This is a genomic window from Achromobacter sp. AONIH1 (assembly GCF_002902905.1).
In the GTDB taxonomy this organism is placed as follows: Bacteria; Pseudomonadota; Gammaproteobacteria; order Burkholderiales; family Burkholderiaceae_B; genus Achromobacter.
The window spans coordinates 4,725,953-4,742,309 of record NZ_CP026124.1 but is presented as its reverse complement, the minus strand read 5'-3'; the positions used below and the strand labels follow the sequence as shown (position 1 = coordinate 4,742,309).

The following is a 16,357-nucleotide window of genomic DNA, read 5'->3' as shown; positions in this document are numbered from 1 at the left end:
GCGGGGGGTCACAGGTCGAGCGCCGGAGGCAGCCGCTGGAAGACGCGCGTCTTGGCCAGCAGGTAGGCGATGCCGGCGGCCAGCCAGACGGTGCCGAGGATCTGGGCCAGCGTGTCCATGTGCGCCCACACGTAGAGGATGATGGCCAGCCCGACGGCGGGCAGCAGCAGGTCGCGCAGGTGCTGCTCGCCGCGAGGCCGGAGGCGGCTGCCGTCGGCCAGCTCGCCGCCGCCGCGCACGTAGTACAGCCAGACGACCGAGATGTTGAGCGCGGCGAAGGCGAACATCGCGCCGTAGTTGACCAGGTTGGACAGCGTTTCCATGTTGGCGAAGTTGCCGAGCGCGAACTCGATGGCGCAGATCAGCAGGATGCTCCAGTGCGGCGTGCGCCAGCGCCGGTTGACGCGGGCGAAGACCGCGCGCGGCAGCAGCTCGTCCCGGCCCATGCCGAACAGCAGGCGGGCGCCGGCGGCGGTGGCGACCACGTTGAACACGCCCAGCGCGGTCAGGTAGCCGACCGTGAAGAACACGCTGAAGGCTTCGCCGCCAGTGGCGCGCGACACCTGGAACAGCGTGGTGTTGAGCCAGGCCTCGTCGCCGATGTGCTGGCGCCAGTCGGGGATGGCCAGCATGGCCACGTAACCGCAGGCGAACATCGTCAGCGTGCCGATGCCCACGCACCAGTAGATGGCGCGGGGAATGTCGCGCTTGGGCCGGCGGGTTTCCTCGGCCAGCGTGGTGATGGCGTCAAAGCCCAGGAAGCTGAAGATGGCCAGCGAGGTGGCGGCCGCCAGGCTGGAGACGCTGTCGAACTGGAACGGTTGCGTGCTCAGCAGCGTGCCCACGCCGGCGCCGTCCACGGCCACCGCGCGGCCCCACACCACGATGGAGGACCAGACCACCAGTTCGCCGAACACCAGCAGCCCCAGTCCGAGCCGGGACATGAGCTGCACGCCGAACAGGTTGACCATGCCGGTGCCGACGGAGAACACGCCCAGCAGCACCCAGTAGGGCACCCCAGGCAGATACTGCTGCGCGAAATAGGCGGAGCTGGACGCGGTGACGGTGGGGATGAGGATGTAGTCCAGCGTCAGCACCCAGCCGGACAGGAAGCCGAAGTACGGATTGCAGCCCCGGCCGACGTAGTTGTAGACCGAGCCGGCCAGCGGGAAATTGCGCACCATCACCGCATAGCTGAAGGCGGTGAACAGCATGGCCACGCCGGCCAGCAGGTAGGGCAGGGCGACGGTGCCGCCGGACAGCTTGAGCAGGATGCCGAAGATGATCGCCGGCGCGATCGGCACCATGTAGTTCAGGCCGAACGCGGTGAGCTGCCAGACGTTCATGCTGCGGTCCAGCTCCTGCACATAACCGTACTTCGAGACATCGTGCTCGGCGTCGGCGGACGCCGGATCCAGGGTGGGCGGCATGGGAGCTCCGTGCGGATGCGGATGGGAAGGGCGCCAGGGGCGATGAGCGGCCGCCGGGCCTGGCACGGGCGGCGGGCTACAGCGCCGCCATGCTTTCGGGCAGGGTCTGGCCGCCATCGATCACCAGCGTCTGCCCGGTGATGAAGCCGGCCTCGCGCGAGGCCAGGAACAGCGCCGCCCAGCCGATGTCGCGCACGCTGCCCAGACGCCGCAGCGGCACCGAGCGCGTCATCTGTTCCAGGTAGTCCGGGCCCATCTCGTTCAGCCCCTCGGTGAGCACGTTGCCGGGCAGGACCGCATTGATCGTGATGCCGTGGTGCGCCAGTTCCAGCGCGGCGGTGCGCATGAAACCCAGCTGCGCCGCCTTGCTGGCCGCGTAGTGCGCCCAGCCCGGATAGCCGGTGACGGGGCCGGTGATCGACGAGGTCAGGATCACGCGGCCTGCCTCGGCCTGCTTCAGCCAGGGCAGACAGGCCTGCACGGTGTAGAGCGCGCCGCGCGCATTGGTGTTCAGCACCAGGTCCCAGGCCGGCCCGTCGATCTCTTCCAGCGACGCGCTGGGGAAGATGCCGGCGTTGGCGCAGACGATGTCGATGCCGCCATGGTCCCGCGCCACGGCGCGCGCGGCGGCGTCCATCGAGGTGCGGTCGCCGACGTCCGCGGCATAGCCACGCGCCTGGCCGCCGGCGGCGACCAGTGCGTCGGCGCAGGCCTGGGCCGCGTCGCGCGAGCGCGCCATCACGGCCACGCGGACGCCCTGTTCGGCCAGGACTTCGGCGATGCCCTTGCCGATGCCCCGGCTGGCGCCGGTCACCACGGCGACTTTTCCTTGGATGGAAGCAAACATGGCGGGCTCCTGGTTGGATGGAGCCCCATCTTGCGCCGGCGCCACCGCGCGCGCTTGACCTGCCGGGACAGTTGCTTGATCGGGCGCGACGCCTAGGGTCTACCCTGAGCGGCCATGGGGCGCGGCCATGGCGATCGTCGCGGTCTCCGGGTTGACCCTGAGCCGCCTTGCCGTCCGCGGTCAAAGTTCTGCGCGCCACGGCCTAACGACCGGCGGCCGGCCCGGCTGAAGATGGGGCCACCACGCAGCCCAGCCCGGAGCCCCCCCATGGCAGAACGCAACGACGCCGCCTACCGGCGATACATCGATCAGCTGTCCGACCTGGCGCGCAGCGCGCTGCCGTTATACGGCGTGGACACGCGCGCCGACATCGGCCTGCTCAGCCATTCCGAGAACACGGTGTTCCGGATCGAGGACCGGCGCGCCGGGTTCAAGGCCGCGATGCGGATTCACCGTCCGAATTACCAGACGCGCAACGCCATCCAGACCGAGCTGGACTGGATGCGCGCGCTGAACGAGGCCGGCATCGGCACGCCGCAAGCCTTGCCCGCGCTGGACGGCACGGTGCTGCAGCGCGTCACGCGCAAGCCGGCGGGCACGCGTTATGTAGCGCTGTTCCGCTGGATCGACGGCGGTTTTCCCGATCCGGACAAGCTGGACGCCTCGCAGCGCCACCTGGGCTGGCTCAGCGCCCGCATGCACGCGCAGTCGCGCGCCTGGCGGCGTCCCGGCCATTTCGAGCGCATGGTCTGGGACCACGCCGGCACGGTGGGCCCGGCCGCGCATTGGGGACAGTGGGAACGCGCGCCGGGCCTGACGCCGGCACAGCGCGAGACCCTGCGCCTCACCGAGCGATTGCTGGGTCAACGGCTCGATGCCTTCGGCACAGGGCCGGAGCGCTTCGGCCTGATCCATGCCGACCTGCGCAGCGCCAATCTGCTGGTGGATGGCGAGCGCACCCATGTTATCGATTTCGATGATTGCGGCCTGGGCTGGTTTCTGCATGATATGGCTTCGACGCTCAGCTTCATCGAGCACCGCGCCGACCGGGACCGGCTGATGGATGCCTGGGCCGAGGGCTACTGCCAGGCCGGCAGCCTGTCCCAGGCGGAGCGGGATGAGTTTCCGACGTTCCTGATGCAGCGTCGCCTGCAATTGCTGGCCTGGATGGGCTCGCACAGCGAGACCGATCTGGCCCGCAGCCTGGGCGGCGCCTGGGTCGCGGCGACCGCGGAATTGGGGGCGGACTACATCCGGAAGATGGCTTGACGGCCCCTGCGTCCGGGGAGATGATCCGCCGGAATTGGAAGACCTCCAGCCTTACCAGAATCGAGGAATTGGAGCATGCGTGACACGTCCCCGCGCTTGCGCGCCACGCCCGCGGCGCGGTCGCAGGCGTCGAGCATCCTCTCGGCGGCCGCGACCGGTCTGGTGAGCTTCATCCTGCTCGAGGGCGGCGATCCGGACCGCGTGCTCGGGCTGGCCGGCGTGAGCGCCACGGCGCTGGGGCAGCCCGCCAGCAGCCTCGGACTCGACCTATATTGCCGGGTCATGGAGCAGGCGGCGGCCGATACCTGCAACGGCAACTTCGGCCTGCGTTACGGACAGCAGTACGAGCCGGGCCAGCTGGGTCTGCTGGGCTATGTCGCGCTGGCCTCGCCGACGGTGGGTGCGGCCTTCGAGAACATCGGCGGATTGTTCCATCATCACCAGCAGCGTTCCATCCTGCGCGTGGTGCGCCAGCCTGAGCTGAGCCGCATCGAATATCAGATCCTGGATCGCAGCATCGCCGCGCGACGCCAGGACGCCGAGCTGTCGCTGGGCATGTTCTTCAACATTCTGCGCCACGCGCTGGGCAGCCGCTGGTCGCCCGAGGCCGTGCTGTTCGAGCATGCGCGTCCGGAGTCCTGGCCCGAGCACGAGCGCAGCTTCGGCGCGCCGGCGCTGTTCGCGCAGCCCTGCAACGCCATCGTGCTGCCGACGCGGCAGCTGGACGCGCCCATGCCCGGCGCCGACGCCCATCTGCTGGCGCTGCTGCGGCACAACCTGGCTCAGCTGGGGCTGGCGGGCATGCCGGGCGAATCGCTGGTCGAGCGCGCCGCCGCCGCCATCCGCCGCCAGCTGGCCGACGGCGAGCCTTCGCTCGACGATGTGGCGCGGGCGCTGAACATCCCGAACTGGACGCTGCAGCGGCGCCTGCGCAACCACGGCTGCACCTATCAGGAGCTGCTGCTGGAGGTGCGCCGCGAGCTGGCGCTCAACTATCTGAAGGATCGCGAGATCCAGATTTCCGAACTGGCTTTCCTGCTCGGTTATTCCGAGATCAGCGCGTTTTCCCGCGCCTTTCACCGCTGGCTGGGCATGTCGCCCAGCGAGTGGCGGCGCGGCTACCTGGAGGCGGGCGGAGAGGCATAGCAGCAGCGGGCATCAGGCGGCGGCCCGGACGCGCAGGTCCGGGCCGCCGCGCGCAGTCGCGGTTCCATAAAACCATACAGGGGAAGCATCATGGCTCACGTGCACAGCACGGTAGGCGTGGATTCGTCGCGCCAATTGCTGAAGTGGCAGCAGATCATGGGCGACGTGTACTACCGCGTCGATATCGTGGGAGACCGCAAGCACGGCATCCGCGGCAAGCTGGCCGAACAGGCGCTGGGCGGGGTCAGCCTGACGCGCTTCGACTCCGACCGGCAGCGCGTGCTGCGGACGCGGGCCCATATCGCCAGCGATGGCGAAGACAGCTATGTGCTGGTCTTTCCCGAGACCGGGCCGCTGTACTTCGAGCACCAGGGGCGCAACGGCTATGTGCAGGCCGGCGGCTATGTCATGGTGCGCAGCAGCGAATACTACGAGCTGTCCTGCGCCGACAATTTTCGCAACACCACCGTCCGCATCCCGGCCCAGGCGCTGGAAAGCGAGTATCCGCGCGCCTGGACGCATTGCGCCCGGGCGCCGCGCGGCCCCGGCGAATTCGCCGGCGTGGTCCGTGGCTTCGCGCAGTCGGCGTGGCGGCTGAACGACGCGTCGCGCCAGCGGCTCGGGCCGGCGCTGGCCTCCGAGGTGGCGCGGCTGGTGGCGATCCTTCTGCGCGGCGAGGAGGAGGAAGGCGACGAGGCCGGCGCGGCGGAAGGCGGCCGGCGCGGGACGGACTGGCTGTACCGGGAGATCGTCAGCCGGATCCGGGGCTGCGACGCAGAGACGCCGCTGAATGCCGCGCAGGTGGCGCAGCAGCTGCGCATCTCGCCGGGGTACGTGCACCGCATCCTGGCGCGGCACGCCACCAGTTTCGGCGAACAGCTGCGCGAGGCGCACTTGCAGCAGGCCTACGAGATGCTGGCCGACGCCCGCCTGAACCACCTGACGATCAAGGAAGTGATGTACCGCGCCGGATTCAGCAATTTCTCCCACTTCTGTTATGCGTTCAGGCAGCGCTTCGGCTGTACCGCCGGCGAACTGCGCCAGCGCGGGGCCGCGCCCGCCGTCTCCTGACACGCAGTGATGCCCGGCGGTCCGCCCGCCGCCGGACAAACAAACCGTGCACTCCCACGACATTCCCGCCGGGCGGGGGTTGATATCTTGGCCGCAAGCGATTTCAACCCAAGGGGAACACGATGACACCGCACTCCGATCCCGGGCTGGCCGAGGAATTCCGCGCCCGGCCCTGCGGCCCGCACAGCGAGCCGCTCAAGCGCCTGCTGGAACGCTTTCGCGGCGTGGCCGTGGCGCACAAGCATGTGCTGGTCGAGCTGTCGCACTACGGCCCCTGGCAGGCCGCCCGGCTCGGCGCGACCCGCAATGACCCTGTCGAGCTCATCGCGGGCGCAGTCTTCGACCGCATCGAGGACGCCGAATGGTTCGTCTTCAAGGCCCGCTGGGAACAACACTTCGGGCAGGCGTTGCAAGACTGACGGCGCGGGCAATGAGCGCAAGCATGGGAGACAAGCAATGAACAGCAGCATTACCGGCTATAGCGACAAGATCAGCGTGGCGGGCGGCGAGACGATCGCCTTCAAGGTGAGCGCGCGGCCCGCCCGGCCGTATGAGGCGCGGCTCGTGCGTATCATCCACGGCGACATGAATCCGGCGGGGCCCGGCTACAAGGAAGCGCACGTGCCCAGCAGCATCGAGGGGCGCCATGATGGACGGGAGCAGCGGATCCACTGCGGCTCCTGGGCCTGTGTCGACGGCAACCGTCACTTCGCGCGGCTGCGTTCGATGACGCTGCAGGCCATCGTCTGGCCGACGCGGCCGGGCGGTCGGGCGCAGACCATCATGAGTCTGTGGAATCCCGACGCCGGCCAGGGCGTGCGGCTGGATATCAATGCCCGGGGCGAGCTGGAGGCGGTGCTGGCGCAAGGCGGGCGGACCGAGACCGTGGCCAGCGGCAAGCCCATGCTGGCGCGCGAGTGGTATTCGGTGGCCTTGTCGATCGACGCGGAAGAAGGCGTGCTCACCTTGCATCAGGTGCCGCACCGCGTCTACGCCCGCGTCGACGACCGCGCCCGCGTGCAGCGGCGGCAATCGGCGCCGGCGCTGGACGGGCAGACCCTGCTGGCCTTCGCCGCGACGCCCGCGCCGGCAGGCGGCCGCATCATCGGAACGGCGCTGATGAACGGCAAGATCGACCGTCCCCGGCTGAGCGCCCGCGCGCTGGACGAGGCAGAGATCCGCGCGCTGGAAGATCCGTCGTTCCAGGGCATGCGCACGGCCGGCGTGGTGGGGGTGTGGGATTTCTCGCGCCGGATGGAATCCGAGTCGATCGAGGACGTCAGCGGCAACCAGCTGCACGGCCGCACGCTCAACCTGCCAGTGCGCGCGATGAAGGGCGCCAACTGGACCGGCGAGGAAATGAACTGGCGCCACGCTCCCCGGCAGTACGGGGCGATGCACTTTCACGACGACAGCGTCCACGACGCCGGCTGGGAGACCGATTTCTCGCTGACCGTGCCGGCATCGCTGCGGTCCGGCCTGTACGCGGCCCATCTGCGCTGCGGGGACGACGAGGAGTTCATCCCCTTCGTGGTCCGCGCCACGCCGGGCCAGACCGGCAACCGCATCGCCTACCTGGTGCCCACCGCCAGCTACATGGCCTATGCCAACGAGCACATGCCCACCGACGCGCCGCTGGCGCAGCTGTTGACCGACCAGGTGGCGGTGCTGCGCAAGAACGACGTGTTCCTCAGCGAGCACCGCGAATACGGCAACTCCTGTTACGACGTGCACAGCGACGGCGCGGGCGTTTGCTACACCTCGCGGCTGCGGCCCATCCTGAACATGCGGCCGAAGTACCGCTCCTGGCTGGGCGGACGCGGTTCCGCGCTGTGGCAATTCAACGCCGACACGCATGTCACGGACTGGCTGGAGGCGCAGGGTTACGGCTACGACTGCCTGTCGGACGAAGACCTGCATTACCAGGGCGAGGCGGCGCTGGGCGATTACGACGTGCTGGTCACCAGCAGCCATTCCGAGTACTGGTCCAAGGAAATGTGGGACGCGGTGGACGCATTTCGCGGTCGGGGCGGGCGCATCATCTCGATGGGCGGCAACACCTGGTACTGGCGCGTGGCCTTCAATCCCTCGGTGCCGGGCGTGATGGAGGTGCGCCGCAACGAGGACGGCACCCGCGCCTGGGCGGCCGAACCGGGCGAGTACTACCACAGCTTCACCGGCGAGTACGGCGGTCTCTGGCGGCGCCAGGGACGGCCGCCGCAGATGATCGCCGGCAACGGCTTCATCGCCCAGGGCTTCGATGATTCCTCGTACTACCTGCGCCAGGAAGGCAGCTTCGATCCGCGCGCCCGCTTCATCTTCGAGGGCATCGCGGACGACGAGCGCATCGGCGACTTCGGGCTGGTCGGCAACGGCGCGGCCGGGCTGGAGCTGGATCATGTCGATCGCCTGCTGGGCAGCCCGCCGAACACGCTGGTGCTGGCGTCCTCGACCGGCCATTCCGACATCTATCAGGTGGTGGCCGAGGAAATCCTCATCAACTACCCGGGCACCGGCGGCACCGTCAGCCCGCTGGTGAAGGCGGACCTGGTCTTCTACGAGACGGCGGCCGGCGGGGCGGTGTTCTCGACCGGGTCCATCGCCTGGGCCGGCAGCCTGTCGCACAACGGCTACGACAACAACGTGTCCCGGATCATGCGCAACGTCCTGAACCGCTTCCTGGACCCCGAGCCCTTCTAGCCCCGGGCCGTCCCTTCCATTTTCCTTTCCATCGCGCCGCCCGCGGGACCGTCCCTCGGGCGGCGCAGCCGGCGCGCCGGAGGCCGCAATGAAAGACCTGATCATCAAACTGCCGGCGCGGGCCAAGTCCGCCATCGTCGGCCTGTGGCTGGGAGGCTGCCTGCTGCTGGCGGTGTTCCCGCCGTTCTACCTGGCCGCGGGCGGCCAGCGCGCGCTGGTGCTGGGCATGCCGCTGGCGATCGCCTACTGGCTGATCGACGCCGTGCTGCTGGTGGCCGGCATCGCCTTGCTGATGCGCGTGGAGCGCCTGCGCGGCGAGTTCGGCGACGAGCTGGACAACGAACATTCCTGAGAGAACGCCATGAACGGATCCACCCTGATCACCTTCGGCATGCTGTTCGGATTCATGGCGTTGATCGTCGTGATCCTCTATGCCACCAAGCGCAGCAGCGGCACCTTCACCGACTACGCGGTGGGCGGCCGGTCCTTTTCCGCCTGGTTCATCGCCATGTCGTACACCAACTCATGGTGGCCCGGCGCCACCTACACGGCCTTCTTCGGCCTGAGCGCCGGCGCGGGCGTGCTGGGCCTTTATGCGCTGGCCTACTCGCTGCTGGGCGTGACCGCCATGTACCTGATGGCGGAACGGGCCTGGGTCTGGGGCAAGCGCTTCGACCTGCGCACCCAGTGCGACATGCTGGGCATGCGCTTCGATTCGAAGGCGGTGCGCGTGATCGCCAGCCTGATCGGCATCATCTGCCTGTTTCCCTGGCTGGTCCTGGGCATCCAGGCCATGGCTGTGCTGTTCCATTTCGCCAGCTTCGGCACCTGGAGCGTGGGCGCCAGCCTGGTCGCGGGCGTGGCCCTGATCGGCGTACGACAGATCTGGACGGTGCAGATGGGCATGCGCGGCCTGGTCATCACCGACCTGGTCCAGGGCATCGTGGCCTATGGCGGCAGCGCGCTGCTGTGCCTGGGCCTGCTCTGGTTCAGCCGCGAGGCGTCCTACGCGAATCTGGCGACGCTGCCGTCCGAGCTGCTGCGCCTGCCGGGGCAGGGCGGCCAGTACGGCATCTGGTACGTGTCCAGCCTGATCCTGACGGGCGTTATCGGCTCGCTGTGCTGGCCGACCAGCTACCAGCGCATCTACACCGCCAGCGGCGTGGGCGCGGTGAAGAAGGGCACGGTGCAGACCATGATCGTGGCCGGCGGCTTCTACGCGCTGCTGACGCTGGTGGCGCTGGCCGCCAGCGGCCTGGACGTGGTCAGCGCCAAGCCGCAGGACGGCTGGTTCACGCTGCTGTACCACGTGGGCGGCGAATGGATGCTGGGCCTGGCCATCGTCATCGTGCTGGCCGCCAGCATGGGCTGGGTGGACGGCTGCGTGCAGGTCTGCGGGGCGCAGATCGCCAACGACATCGTGCAGGTGGTGTCGCCGCGCACGGACCGGCAGATGACCATCATCGCCAAGGCCTCGATGGCGGTGTTCATGCTGGGGGCCTCGGTGGTGGCCTTCCTGACCTACGATTTCCCACGGCTGCAACTGCTGGCGCAGATGTCCTACCAGGGCATCGTGCAGCTGGCGGTGCCGCTGTTCCTGGGCATGTTCTGGCGCGGCGGCAACCGCATCGGCGCCTTGCTGTCGATGGGCTGCGGCTTCACGCTGGCGGCGGTGCTGACCTGGTTCTATCCCGACGACATGCCGGGGTTGGGCAGCCTGACCTCGGGCGTGCTGGCGCTGGGCGTCAACCTGTTGCTGTACCTGGGCTGCCATGTCTGCTTCGGCCAATCGGAGCAGGAACGCGAGCGGGTCCGGCGTCTGTTCGACGCGGGGCGCGCCAAGGCAGACGCGCCGGCGGGGCTGCCAACGGCGCGTCCGGTCCGGGCCTGAACGGACTGGCCGCGTCCGCGTGGCCCCTGCGTGTGGAACGAACGCAGGGCGACGGGCGCGGCGGTCGGCCCCGGCTGGGCAGGCGCCCGAGCCTGCGTGCTAAGGTGGGCGCTTTTCCAGACCTGCCGCGCTCCCGTTCCACGATGCCCGATTTCTTCGGCAACCTCATCGACCAGATCCTGGGCTTTGCCCGCGCCCACGAGCAATGGCTGCCGGCCATCGGCTTCGCTTTCGCCTTCGTGAAGTCACTGCCGCTGGTGGCGCTGTTCGTGCCGGGCACGGCGCTGCTGCTGTCGATCGGGGCCGTGCTGGGGTCGGGCGCGGGGCAGTTCGCGCCCGTCTGGCTGGCCATCGCGATCGGCGCCGCGCTGGGCGACTGGGTCGCTTATGCGCTGGGCGTGAAGGTCGGGCCGGCGCTGCTGCAATGGGCGCCGCTGCGGCGCCGGCCGCGCCAGGTGCTGCGCGCGGCGGCTTTCATCAAGCGCTGGGGCGTGCTGAGCATCGTGCTGTGCCGCTTCTTCGGGCCCTTGCGCGCCACGGTGCCGACGCTGGCCGGCATTTTCGAGATGCGGCGCGGGCCGTTCCAGGCGGCCAACTGGGCCTCGGCTTTCCTGTGGGCGGCGGCCCTGCTGGCGCCGGGCTGGGCGGGCGTGGGCTGGTTCATGGGCCGCTAGCGCCAGGGCAGGCGAGTGGGCAGGCCAGCGGCCCGCCCGGCATTCAACGCGGGTCGGCGTCGCGCAACCTGGCCATGGCGTAGGCGTTGACATGGCGGCCGTCGCGCACCGCGTAGTCGCGCAGTTCGCCTTCGACCTCGAAGCCGTGCTTGCGGTACAGGGCGATGGCGGGTTCGTTGTCGGTATAGACCATCAGTTCCACCCGGCGCAGGTTCATCCAGTTGTCGGCCACGTCCAGCAGCGCGCCAAGCAGGCGGCCGCCGATGTCCTGGCCGTGCCAGCCCTTCGCGACCGCGATGCCGACGCTGCCGCAATGGCTGCGCCGGACGCGTTCGAATTGCTCCAGGCTGGCGTATCCCGCCACCTCGCCCTGCACCGTGGCGACCAGGCCGACGCGCCTTTCGCTGTCCTGTTCCATGCGCTTGCGCCATCTTTCCAGCGACGGGTAGGGCAACTGCAGGACCTGGCGCGCGACGTCCGGATCGCCATGCAGCGCGGTGATGCCCGGGACGTGTTGTTCGCAGGCGCGTTCGATCAGGACGGAGGCGGGGGCCATGGAGGTGTTGTGGAAATTGATGAAGTTCGCAGTATAGATTCGCGCCAGCGGCATACCTGGGCGCGGCCGTCGGCGGCGTCGTTCGCGCCTGTTCGGCCGTCCGCGTTCACACCGCCGCCGCGTCGGCCAGCAGCCAGTCGCGCAGCCGCGCCAGCGCGGGGGGCGCGCCATCCTGCGCCTTCAGCGTGCACAGGCTGAAGGCGGCGCCGCTATCGACGAAGCCCAGCGGCGCGGCCAGGCGGCCGCGATGCAGCTCGGCCTCAACCAGCACGGCCGGCGCGATGGCCACGCCCAGGCCGGCGGCAGCCGCTTCCAGCATGTGCCCCAGATGATCGAATTCGCGGCCGGGATGACGCGGGGCCAGCTTCACGCCGACGCGGCCGGCCCAGTCCCGCCAGGCCTCGGGCCGCGAGCTGGTGTGCAGCAGCGGCGCGTCCAGCACGTCGGCCGGACGCGACAGGCGGGCGGCCCAGGCTGGCGCGCAGACCGGGCCGGTGGCCTCGGCCAGCAGCGGCGTCACGGCCCACTCGCGCGGCCAATCGCGGCCGGCCAGGATCAGCGCGTCGACGCGCCGGGTGTTCAGCAGGGCGGCGTCCGCCGCGGTCTGCAGGCGGATGCGGATGTCGGGATGCGCGGCCTCGAAACGCTCCAGCCGGGGGATGAGCCAGTTGGACAGGAAACTGGCCGGCGCGCCCACGGCCAGCTCGGAAGGCTGGGTGCTGCGCCTGAGCGCGTCGCAGCGGCGCTCCAGCAGGTCGAAGGCGTCCTCGGCCGCGCGCTGCAGGTCCAGGCCGGCGGCGGTCAGCTGGACGCCGCCGGCGCGGCGCTCGAACAGCGGGCAGTCGAACCATTGCTCCAGCTGCCGGATCTGTTGGCTGACGGCGCTGTGCGTCACGCACAGTTCCTTGGCGGCCAGGCTGAAGCTCAGCTGGCGGGCGGCGCTGTCGAAGAAGCGCAGCGCGTTCAGGGAGGGCAGGCGTCTCATGATCAGGTTGTTAGTTCAGCTAACATTGATGATAAACAAATCATTGATTTAAAACTGGTTTGATGAAAGCTAGCATAAACGGAAATCCCGGCTCGTCCGAGCCAGCACCGCAAATGGAATCCGTGACTCATGCAGCCAGCTTCCCATCCGGACATTCCCGACCGCCATGGCCAATTCGGGCCCTATGGCGGGCGCTACATGCCCGAAACCCTCATCCCCGCCCTCGATGAACTGGAACGCGCCTTCCGCGCACTGCGCGAGGATCCGGACTTCTGGCGGTCCTTCCGCGCCATGCTGGCCGATTACGTGGGCCGGCCCAGCCCGTTGTTTCTGGCCGAGGGCATTTCCGACGAGCTGGGCGGGGCGCGCATCTACCTGAAGCGCGAGGACTTGAACCACACCGGCGCCCACAAGATAAACAACTGCCTGGGCCAGATCCTGCTGGCGCGCCGCATGGGCAAGCGCCGCATCATCGCCGAGACCGGCGCGGGCCAGCATGGCGTGGCCACCGCGACGGTGTGCGCGCTGTACGGCCTGCAATGCGTGGTCTACATGGGCGCGCAGGACATGGCGCGCCAGTCCGTCAATGTGCGCCGCATGCGCATGCTGGGCGCGCAGGTGCGCGCCGTCCATACCGGCACCGCGACGCTGAAGGATGCGATGAACGAGGCGCTGCGCGACTGGATCGCCAACGTCGCCGACACCTACTATCTGCTGGGCACCGGCGCGGGCCCGCATCCCTATCCCTGGCTGGTGCGCGAGTTCCAGCGCGTGATCGGCGACGAGACGCGCGAGCAGATCCTGGCCCGGACCGGGCGCCTGCCGGATGCCATGGTCGCCTGCGTCGGCGGCGGTTCGAACGCGCTGGGCTTCTTCTATCCCTTCCTGGGCGATGCGGGCGTGCGGATGATAGGCGTGGAAGCGGGCGGGCTGGGCCTGGCCAGCGGCGCTCACGCGGCCAGCCTGGGGGCCGGCTGCCCCGGCGTGCTGCACGGCTGCCACAGCTATTACCTGCAGGACGAGGATGGCCAGATCATCAATGCGCATTCGATCTCGGCGGGCCTGGACTACCCGGGCGTGGGGCCGGAGCATGCGCTGCTGCACGACCGCAAGCGCGTGGACTATGTCTCCGTGACCGACGCGCAGGCCGTGTCCGCCTTCCACTGGCTGACCCGCCGGCAGGGCATCCTGCCGGCGCTGGAAAGCGCCCATGCGCTGGCTCATGCGCGCGAACTCGCGCCCCGCATGCGGCCCGACGACATCCTGATCGTGTGCCTGAGCGGGCGCGGCGACAAGGACCTGGACACCGTTACCCAATATGACGAGGCAGCACATGAACCGGCTTGACCATACCCTCGGCGCGCTGCGCCGCGCCGGACGCAGCGGCCTGGCCGCCTATTTCGCGGCGGGCGACCCCGATCCGGAAGCTTCGCTGGCGCTGCTGCGCGGCCTGCCGGCGGCCGGCGCGGACGTGATCGAGCTGGGCATGCCGTTCAGCGATCCGGTGGCCGACGGCCCGATCCTGCAGCAGGCCAATGCGCGCGCGCTGGCTGGCGGGCAGACCTTGAAGCGCACGCTGGCCCTGGTGCGCGCCCTGCGCGAGACGGAGAGCCGGACGCCGGTGGTGCTGATGGGCTATCTCAATCCCATCCTGCGCCATGGCGTCGCGGCCTTCGCCCGGGATGCGGGCGAGGCGGGCGTGGACGGGCTGATCCTGGTCGACCTGCCGCTGGAACACGCGGGCGAGATCGACCGCCAGTTGCGCGAGCACGGGATGCACCTGATCCGCATGTCGGCGCCGACCTCCGAGGATTCCCGGCTGGCCGACACGCTGCGCGACGCGGGCGGTTTCGTCTATCACATCATGCTGGCCGGCACGACCGGGGCCGAGCTGCCGGACGAGGACCGCATCGCCCGGGCGCTGGCCAAGGTGCGCGCGCATACGGGCTTGCCGGTGGCGGCGGGTTTCGGCGTGCGCACACCAAAGCAGGCCAGGGTGGTGGGCAGGCATGCCGACCTGGTGGTGGTCGGTTCCCGGCTGGCCGAGGTGCTGGCCGAGCGCGGCGTGCCCGGCGCGCTGGAGGAAGTGCGGCTGCTGGCCGGCGCCTTGCGGCAGTAGAGGGTGGCCCGCCCGGCATGCCGGGCGGCCGCGCACGCGTCAGGAACGCGCGGCGGGCGGCGGCGCGCCGTTGGCGTCCACGCCGTAGTAGCGCATGTCCGCGTAGGGAATCCAGCGCGACTTGCGCAGCAGCCGGTGACCGATCCAGAAGGCCAGGAACAGCGGGATCGCCAGATAGGTGGAGATCACGCCGATCCAGTCGATGCGCTGTTCCAGGAAGGCCTGGTAGTTCTGGCCCAGCGTCACCAGCAGGCACAGCACGAAGGCCAGCAGCGGGCCGAAGGGGAACAGGCCGGCCTTGTAGGGCAGGTCGGCGGTGTCGTAGCCCTGTTTCACATAGCCCTGGCGGAAGCGGTAGTGGCTGACCGCGATGCTGAGCCAGACGATGAACTCGGTCATGCCGGCGAAGTTCAGCAGCCAGATATAGACCGCCTTGGGACTGTAGACCACGCTGAACATGCACAGGCAGGCCAGCACGGTGGTGGCCAGCAGCGCGCGCAGCGGCACGCCGCCGCGCGTCAGGCGCTTGAAGAAGGCGGGCGCCTGGCCGTCCACGGCCATGTTGAACAGCATGCGCGTGGCGGCGTACATGCCGGAGTTGCCGGCCGACAGCACCGAGGTCAGGATGACCGCGTTCATGACCGTCGCCGCCGACAGCAGGCCGGCGTGCTGGAACACCAGCGTGAACGGGCTGACGGCGATATCGCCGACCTCGTTGCGCAGCAGTTGCGGATCGGTATAGGGAATGAGCAGGCCGATGATCAGGATGGCCAGCACGTAGAACAGCAGGATGCGCCAGAACACGTGGTTGATGGCGCGCGGCACGTTGCGGCGCGGGTTTTCGGATTCGCCGGCGGCCACGCCGACCAGCTCGGTGCCCTGGAACGAATAGGCCACCACCATGGCCACGCCCACCCAGGTGGCGAAGTTGCCGACGAAGGGCGCGTCGCCCACGCTCCAGTTGACCAGGCCGATCTGGTCGCCGCTGTGTATGATGCCGACCAGCATGCCCAGGCCCACGACGATGAAGCACAGCACGGCGATGACCTTGATCAGCGCGAACCAGTATTCGGATTCGCCGAAGCCGCGCGCCGAGAAGGCGTTCAGGCCGAAGGTCAGCGCCAGGAAGGCCACGCTCCAGATCCATCCGGGCGAATCCGGGAACCAGTAGGCCATGACCAGCTGCGCCGCCACCACGTCCACGGCCACCACGGTGGCCCAGCTGAACCAGAAGGTCCAGCCCAGCGCGAAGCCGAAGCCCGGATCCACGTAGCGCGAGGCATAGGTGCAGAAGGAGCCGGACACCGGCATGAAGGTGGCCAGTTCGCCCAGGCTGGTCATGATGAAATAGACCATCAGGCCGATCACCAGGTAGACCAGCAGCGCGCCGCCGGGACCGGCCTCGGCGATCGCCGCGCCGGAGGCGATGAACAGGCCCGTGCCGATGGCGCCGCCGAGCGCGATCATGGTCAGGTGGCGCGCCTTGAGCACGCGCTGCAGCTGATTCGCGCTGCCCGCAGGGGTCCCCGAATCTGTCGTCGGTGTCGTCATTGTTGGAATGCCAGGGGTATTTGTTGCAAGGGGCCGTATCGGGTGGATGCCGGACAGGGGCCGGTTCCGCCTCGCCCAGGGGGGCGGGAACTGTAGTCCGTGGCCTTGAAGGTCCAGG

15 protein-coding genes are annotated in these 16,357 nt (G+C 69.3%); 10 read left to right on the top strand and 5 right to left on the bottom strand.

From position 1 onward, the window contains the following. Positions 1-8: 8 nt before the first annotated feature. Both C2U31_RS21735 and fabG read right to left on the bottom strand, forming a co-directional pair. Entirely contained in the window at positions 9-1,430 is a 1,422-nt protein-coding gene (locus C2U31_RS21735) for an APC family permease (RefSeq protein ID WP_158658435.1), read from the bottom strand. Positions 1,431-1,506: 76 nt separating this feature from the next. Then, positions 1,507-2,277: a 3-oxoacyl-ACP reductase FabG gene (gene fabG / locus C2U31_RS21730; protein ID WP_103274680.1), complete on the bottom strand. Its 771-nt coding sequence runs from the start codon at positions 2,275-2,277 to the stop codon at positions 1,507-1,509. 267 nt (positions 2,278-2,544) lie between these two features. Here fabG and C2U31_RS21725 point away from each other — a divergent pair, with 267 nt between their 5' ends. The 8 genes from C2U31_RS21725 to C2U31_RS21690 all read left to right on the top strand — a co-directional run bounded on the left by C2U31_RS21725 (position 2,545) and on the right by C2U31_RS21690 (position 11,028). Continuing rightward, positions 2,545-3,546 carry a phosphotransferase enzyme family protein gene (locus tag C2U31_RS21725; protein ID WP_158658434.1) on the top strand — a complete coding sequence of 334 codons (1,002 nt, stop codon included), beginning with the start codon at positions 2,545-2,547 and terminating at the stop codon, positions 3,544-3,546. Between the two features lie 75 nt (positions 3,547-3,621). Further along, complete coding sequence (locus C2U31_RS21720; protein WP_103274678.1) at positions 3,622-4,692, top strand: AraC family transcriptional regulator; 1,071 nt, start codon at positions 3,622-3,624, stop codon at positions 4,690-4,692. Between the two features lie 90 nt (positions 4,693-4,782). Continuing rightward, entirely contained in the window at positions 4,783-5,763 is a 981-nt protein-coding gene (locus C2U31_RS21715; RefSeq protein ID WP_103274677.1) for an AraC family transcriptional regulator, read from the top strand. A gap of 122 nt (positions 5,764-5,885) precedes the next feature. Then, entirely contained in the window at positions 5,886-6,182 is a 297-nt protein-coding gene (locus C2U31_RS21710; protein ID WP_103274676.1) for a hypothetical protein, read from the top strand. A gap of 37 nt (positions 6,183-6,219) precedes the next feature. Continuing rightward, entirely contained in the window at positions 6,220-8,463 is a 2,244-nt protein-coding gene (locus C2U31_RS21705; protein WP_103274675.1) for a N,N-dimethylformamidase beta subunit family domain-containing protein, read from the top strand. 88 nt (positions 8,464-8,551) lie between these two features. Continuing rightward, positions 8,552-8,815: a hypothetical protein gene (locus C2U31_RS21700; protein WP_103274674.1), complete on the top strand. Its 264-nt coding sequence runs from the start codon at positions 8,552-8,554 to the stop codon at positions 8,813-8,815. Positions 8,816-8,824: 9 nt separating this feature from the next. Continuing rightward, the gene (locus tag C2U31_RS21695; RefSeq protein WP_103274673.1) at positions 8,825-10,354 is read left to right on the top strand and encodes a sodium:solute symporter; all 1,530 of its coding nucleotides are present in this window, start codon (positions 8,825-8,827) and stop codon (positions 10,352-10,354) included. 143 nt (positions 10,355-10,497) lie between these two features. Then, on the top strand, positions 10,498-11,028 hold the full coding sequence (locus tag C2U31_RS21690; protein ID WP_103274672.1) for a DedA family protein: 531 nt from the start codon (positions 10,498-10,500) through the stop codon (positions 11,026-11,028). Between the two features lie 43 nt (positions 11,029-11,071). On the opposite strand, the gene C2U31_RS21685 is transcribed toward C2U31_RS21690, so the two are convergent. After that, complete coding sequence (locus C2U31_RS21685) at positions 11,072-11,584, bottom strand: GNAT family N-acetyltransferase (protein ID WP_103276506.1); 513 nt, start codon at positions 11,582-11,584, stop codon at positions 11,072-11,074. Positions 11,585-11,690: 106 nt separating this feature from the next. Then, positions 11,691-12,569, bottom strand: a complete 879-nt coding sequence (locus tag C2U31_RS21680; protein WP_103274671.1) for a LysR substrate-binding domain-containing protein — start codon at positions 12,567-12,569, stop codon at positions 11,691-11,693. A 129-nt stretch (positions 12,570-12,698) separates the two neighbouring features. Between C2U31_RS21680 and trpB the strand changes: the two genes are divergently transcribed. Together trpB and trpA are read left to right on the top strand one after the other, a co-directional pair. Beyond that, positions 12,699-13,916 (top strand): tryptophan synthase subunit beta, encoded by a 1,218-nt coding sequence (gene trpB, locus C2U31_RS21675; RefSeq protein ID WP_103274670.1) that lies wholly within the window; start codon positions 12,699-12,701, stop codon positions 13,914-13,916. Beyond that, positions 13,903-14,688, top strand: a complete 786-nt coding sequence (gene trpA, locus C2U31_RS21670) for a tryptophan synthase subunit alpha (protein ID WP_103274669.1) — start codon at positions 13,903-13,905, stop codon at positions 14,686-14,688. Before trpB ends, trpA begins: the two co-directional genes overlap by 14 nt. 39 nt (positions 14,689-14,727) lie before the next feature. On the opposite strand, the gene C2U31_RS21665 is transcribed toward trpA, so the two are convergent. After that, the gene (locus C2U31_RS21665; RefSeq protein WP_103274668.1) at positions 14,728-16,239 is read right to left on the bottom strand and encodes an amino acid permease; all 1,512 of its coding nucleotides are present in this window, start codon (positions 16,237-16,239) and stop codon (positions 14,728-14,730) included. Positions 16,240-16,357 lie beyond the last annotated feature (118 nt).